Below are 4985 nucleotides of genomic sequence, written 5' to 3'. Positions count from 1 at the left end.
AGCGGGGTGCGCGAGGCCGCGACGTCGGCGCGCCCCGCGCACCCGGCGATCAGGAGCACGGCGGCCAGGAGCGCCGGGGCCACGAGCACCGCGGTCCTCGGACGGCTGAGCAGGGACGGCATGCGCCGAGTCTGCCACCGCCGCCGCGCCGCGGCATCCCCGCGACAGCGCATCCTCGCCGGAGCGTCAGACGCGGACGACCATCTTCCCCGTGTTGCCGCCGCGCATCATCGAGAGGAACGCCTCGACGCTGTTCCCGATCCCGTCCACGACCGTCTCGTCGTACGCGATCCGCCCCTCCTGGAACCAGCCGGACATCAGCCGGTCGAACTCCGGCGCGCGGTCGAGATAGCCCGACAGTGTGAAGCCGCGGAGGGTGAGCCCCCGCGTGATGATGTTCGCCATGTTGTCGGGACCGGCCGGCTTCTCGGTGCTGTTGTAGCCCGCGATCGCGCCGCAGAGCGCGGCGCGGCCGCCGTCGCGGAAGGCGTCGAGAGCGGCCTCGAGGTGATCGCCGCCCACGTTGTCGAAGTAGACGTCGATGCCGTCGGGGGCGACCGCGGCGAGCTGCTCGCGGACGGGGCCGGCGTGGTAGTCGAAGGCGGCGTCGTAGCCGTACTTCCCGGTCAGCAGCTCGACCTTCTCGGCCGATCCAGCGGAGCCGACGACGCGGCCCGCTCCGAGGAGGCGGGCGATCTGCCCGGCGGCCGAGCCGACCGCGCCGGCGGCGCCCGAGACGAAGACGGTGTCCCCCTCCTTCATCCCGGCGATCGCGGTGAGCCCGACGAACGCGGTGAGGCCGGTCATGCCCAGGATCCCGAGCCGCAGCGAGAGGGGGGCGCCGGGCACCTCGGGGACGACGCGGAACGCGGAGGAGGGGGCCTGGACCACGTCGCGCCAACCGAGCTGGTGGAGCACGACCGCGCCCACCGGGAACGCAGGATCGGAGGAGACGCTCACCCGGCCGATCGCGCCTCCGGTCATGGTCTCGCCGAGGGCGTAGGGCGGGGTGTAGCTCTTCACGTCGTTCATCCGGCCGCGCATGTACGGGTCGACCGAGACGAAGGCGTTCTCGACGCGGATCTCGCCGGCGGCCGGCGCGTCGTACGGCACCTGGACGGTGCGGAAGTCGTCGGCGACGGGCCAGCCCTCGGGGCGGCGGACGAGCTGGATCTGGGTGCTGGTGGCGGTGGTCATGGAGCCTTCCGGAGGAGGTCGGGTGCGGGCCGCGGAGTCAGGCCGCGAGGCCGATCGCGAGCACGAGGATCGCGAGCAGGCCGGGAGCCATCTGGGTGAGCGCCGCACGGCGCTTGGCGGGGGAGGAGAGGAGGAGGACGAGCGCCGCGGCGACCATCGAGCCGGTGCCGGTGAAGACCAGGGCGGCGCCCACGGCCGTGGCTCCGGACACGAGGACGACCACGCCGACGATCGTCGTGATCGCCAGGAACAGGTTGTAGAAGCCCTGGTTGAAGGCGAGCTCCTTCGTGGCGCGCGCCTCGTCCTCGGAGGTGCCGAAGGTCGAGCGGGCGCGCGGGGTCGTCCAGAGCAGCGACTCCAGCACGAAGATGTAGACGTGCAGCAGGGCGGCGAGAGCCGCGAGCACGAGTCCGATGACGATCACGGCGGGACCTCCTGATTGTGTAACGTTCGATCCACTATAGGCCTGCGCGGTGCATAATGGAACGACCGATACAGAAAGAGGGCATCCGTGGGACGCACGCAGGGGTTCGACACGGACGAGGTCGTCCGCGCCGCACGGTCGGTGTTCTGGGAGCGCGGTTTCGAGGAGGCGTCCGTCCCCGAGCTCGAGGCGGCCACGGGGCTGCGCCGCTCCAGCCTCTACCACGCGTTCGGCAGCAAGCGAGGGCTCTTCGATGCCGCGGTGCGGAGCTACCTCGACGAGGTGGTGCGACCGCGACTCGCGCCGTTGCGGTCCGACGTCGTCGCTCCGGATGCGCTGGAGGAGTACTTCACGGGTCTCCGTGCCGCATTGAGCGATGCGCGGACGATCTCCGCGCGCAGCGGCTGCCTCCTGCTCAACGCGGCGGGTGCGCCGATCTCGCGCGACGAGGCGGTGCGCGAGGTGATCGCGGACTACCGGGCGGAGCTCCTGCGGGCGATGCGCGCCGGCGCCGACGCGCTCTGGCCGCACGCCGCCCCCGCCCGTCGCTCGGGCCAGGCCGACGTGCTCGTGTCGCTGCTCGTCGCGGCGCTGGTCCTCGCGCGGGTCGACTCCGCGCAGTCGGTGGCGACGGTGGACGCGGCGCTCGCCCTGGTGCGCAGCCCCGCCCCCTGACCCGGAGGCGCCGCGCGACGGCTCCGGAACGGACGGACCCCCCTGGCGCACTCCGGGGGAGGCGCCAGGGGGGTCCTGTCGTGCGGTGTCGCGTCAGTCGGTTCCGGCGTCGAACGCTGCTCCCTCCGAGGCGAGGTCGGTCGCGCGACCGAGGGCGTCGGCGGCGGCCGAGCCGCCGCCCTCGGTGATGGCCTCGCCCTCGCCGATCTCGAGGTGGCCGACCAGCTCGGCGGTCGGGCCCCCGACCAGACCGGCGGCGGCGTACTGCTCGAGGCGCGAGCGCGAGTCGGCGATGTCGAGGTTGCGCATGGTCAGCTGGCCGATGCGGTCCTCGGGGCCGAACGCGGCGTCGCCGACGCGCTCCATCGAGAGCTTGTCGGGGTGGTAGCTCAGCGCGGGCCCGGCGGTGTCGAGGATCGTGTAGTCGTCGCCGCGACGCAGGCGCACGGTGACCTCGCCGGTGACGGCGGAGCCGACCCAGCGCTGGATCGACTCGCGCAGCATGAGCGACTGCGGGTCGAGCCAGCGTCCCTCGTACATCAGGCGGCCGAGGCGGCGGCCCTCGGAGTGGTACTGCGCGATGGTGTCCTCGTTGTGGATCGCGTTGAGCAGGCGCTCGTAGGCGAGGTGGAGGAGGGCCATGCCGGGGGCCTCGTAGATGCCGCGGCTCTTGGCCTCGATGATGCGGTTCTCGATCTGGTCCGAGCTGCCGAGTCCGTGGCGGCCGCCGATGGCGTTCGCCTCGAGCACGAGCGCCACCGGATCCGAGAACTCGGTGCCGTTGATCGCGACGGGGCGGCCGGCCTCGAAGCGCACCGTGACGACCTCGGAGGCGATCTCGACGTCCTCGCGCCAGGACGCGACTCCCATGATGGGCTCGACGAGCTCGATGCCGGAGCTCAGCTCCTCGAGGCGCTTGGCCTCGTGGGTGGCGCCCCAGATGTTCGCGTCGGTGCTGTACGCCTTCTCGGTGGCGTCGCGGTACGGGAAGCCGCGGGCGACGAGCCACTCCGACATCTCGGTGCGGCCGCCGAGCTCGTTGACGAACTGCACGTCGAGCCACGGCTTGTAGATGCGCAGGCGGGGGTTGGCGAGCAGGCCGTAGCGGTAGAACCGCTCGATGTCGTTGCCCTTGTAGGTGGAGCCGTCGCCCCAGATGTCCACGCCGTCCTCGCGCATCGCGCGCACCAGGAGGGTGCCGGTGACGGCCCGGCCCAGCGGAGTGGTGTTGAAGTAGGTCTTGCCGCCGGAGCGGATGTGGAACGCGCCGCACTGCAGGGCGACGAGGCCCTCCTCCACGAGGGCGCTCTTCGCGTCGACGAGACGCGAGATCTCGGCGCCGTACTGCGCTGCGCGCGACGGGACGCTGTCGATGTCGGGCTCGTCGTACTGGCCGATGTCGGCGGTGTAGGTGCAGGGCACCGCGCCCTTCTCGCGCATCCAGGCGACAGCGACGGATGTGTCGAGGCCTCCCGAGAATGCGATTCCGACACGCTCGCCCACGGGCAGACTGCTCAACACTTTCGACATGGCTCCGATTTTAGGAGGCTCGCGCACCCCTCTCGCGCCGCCGGTGGCATACTGAGCCGTATGGCTCACCATGGCGACGTGCTCGACACGGCGTTCCGCGCGCTCGCGGACCCGACGCGGAGGGCCGTCGTGAGCCGCCTCCGCCGGGGTCCGGCGACCGTCGGCGAGCTGGCGGAGCCCTTCCCGATGGCGCTCACCTCGTTCCTGAAGCACCTGCGCGTGCTCGAGCAGGGCGGCTGGATCCGCACCGCGAAGCAGGGGCGCGTGCGCACCTGCCGACTCGATCCGGCGGCCTTCGCCGCGGTGGAGGACTGGCTCGCCGAGCAGCGCTCGGAGTGGGAGCAGCGCACCGACCGCCTGGAGCGGGTGGCCTCCGGGCACGCCGACCCCGAGCGCCGCCGTCCGACGACGCCGCGAAAGTCCGACGAGAGGACAGCACCATGACCGCCTTCGACCCCTCGCTCGACCTCGAGATCTCGCGCGTGATCCGCGTCCCGCGCTCGTCGGTCTGGGCGGCGTGGACCACTCCCGAGCTGTTCGCGCAGTGGTGGATCCCCGCCCCGCTGCTGTGCCGCGTCGACGCGATGGACCTGCGGCCGGGCGGTGCGCTCGAGACGTCGATGAGCGACGGGGGAGGGTTCGAGCCGCACCTCTCCGGCTGCTACCTGGTCGTCGATCCGGAGGAGCGGCTGGTGTTCACGACCGCCCTGGTCGAGGGCTGGCGCCCGGCCGCCTCGCCGTTCATCACGGCGGTGGTGACGCTCGAGGACCACCCCGAGGGCACGCTCTACCGGGCGCAGGTGATGCACAAGGATCCGGCGACGCGTGCCGAGCACGAGCGCCTCGGCTTCGCGGAGGGCTGGGGGACGGTCGCGGCGCAGCTCGCCGCCCTGGTGGAGTGACGCACCGGCGCTGAGCGTTTCCCCGCGGTCGAGTGGACGGGCTCGGCCTGCGCGTGCCAGGCTCCGCCCAGGAAGGCTCGACGACGAGCCTCCCCTTCCTCCTCCGCCTCGGAAAGGCCCGCCCGTGCCCCAGCCGCACCATCCTCGCGTCACCGCGATCACCCTGTCCTGTCTGATCGCGATCGGAGGGATCGCCTCCCTGGCCCCCACCGCGTCGGCACTGCCCGCCGTCGTCGCACCCACCTCCGAACCGACCG

At 72.3% G+C, this 4985-nt stretch carries 6 protein-coding genes; 3 read left to right on the top strand and 3 right to left on the bottom strand.

Annotated features, from left to right (window positions below):
* Positions 1-186 precede the first annotated feature (186 nt).
* Both B0T42_RS18560 and B0T42_RS18555 read right to left on the bottom strand, forming a co-directional pair.
* Positions 187-1197, bottom strand: a complete 1011-nt coding sequence (locus B0T42_RS18560; RefSeq protein ID WP_077224454.1) for an NADP-dependent oxidoreductase — start codon at positions 1195-1197, stop codon at positions 187-189.
* Positions 1198-1234: 37 nt separating this feature from the next.
* Entirely contained in the window at positions 1235-1621 is a 387-nt protein-coding gene (locus tag B0T42_RS18555; RefSeq protein WP_077224453.1) for a DUF1304 domain-containing protein, read from the bottom strand.
* A gap of 87 nt (positions 1622-1708) precedes the next feature.
* Between B0T42_RS18555 and B0T42_RS18550 the strand changes: the two genes are divergently transcribed.
* Positions 1709-2296, top strand: coding sequence for a TetR/AcrR family transcriptional regulator (locus B0T42_RS18550; protein ID WP_077224452.1), 588 nt, complete (start codon positions 1709-1711; stop codon positions 2294-2296).
* A gap of 93 nt (positions 2297-2389) precedes the next feature.
* Here B0T42_RS18550 and argG read toward each other — a convergent pair whose 3' ends face one another.
* Positions 2390-3826, bottom strand: a complete 1437-nt coding sequence (argG, locus tag B0T42_RS18545) for an argininosuccinate synthase (RefSeq protein WP_077224451.1) — start codon at positions 3824-3826, stop codon at positions 2390-2392.
* 60 nt (positions 3827-3886) lie between these two features.
* On the opposite strand from argG, the gene B0T42_RS18540 reads away from it, so the two are divergent.
* Positions 3887-4270 (top strand): ArsR/SmtB family transcription factor, encoded by a 384-nt coding sequence (locus B0T42_RS18540; RefSeq protein ID WP_077224450.1) that lies wholly within the window; start codon positions 3887-3889, stop codon positions 4268-4270.
* Positions 4267-4728 carry an SRPBCC family protein gene (locus B0T42_RS18535; RefSeq protein WP_077224449.1) on the top strand — a complete coding sequence of 154 codons (462 nt, stop codon included), beginning with the start codon at positions 4267-4269 and terminating at the stop codon, positions 4726-4728. The genes B0T42_RS18540 and B0T42_RS18535 overlap by 4 nt, the downstream gene beginning before the upstream one ends.
* Positions 4729-4985: the final 257 nt, after the last annotated feature.

The organism is Rathayibacter rhapontici (assembly GCF_001995175.1).
Classification (GTDB): domain Bacteria; phylum Actinomycetota; class Actinomycetes; order Actinomycetales; family Microbacteriaceae; genus Rathayibacter.
This window is presented reverse-complemented; position numbering and strand designations above follow the sequence as displayed.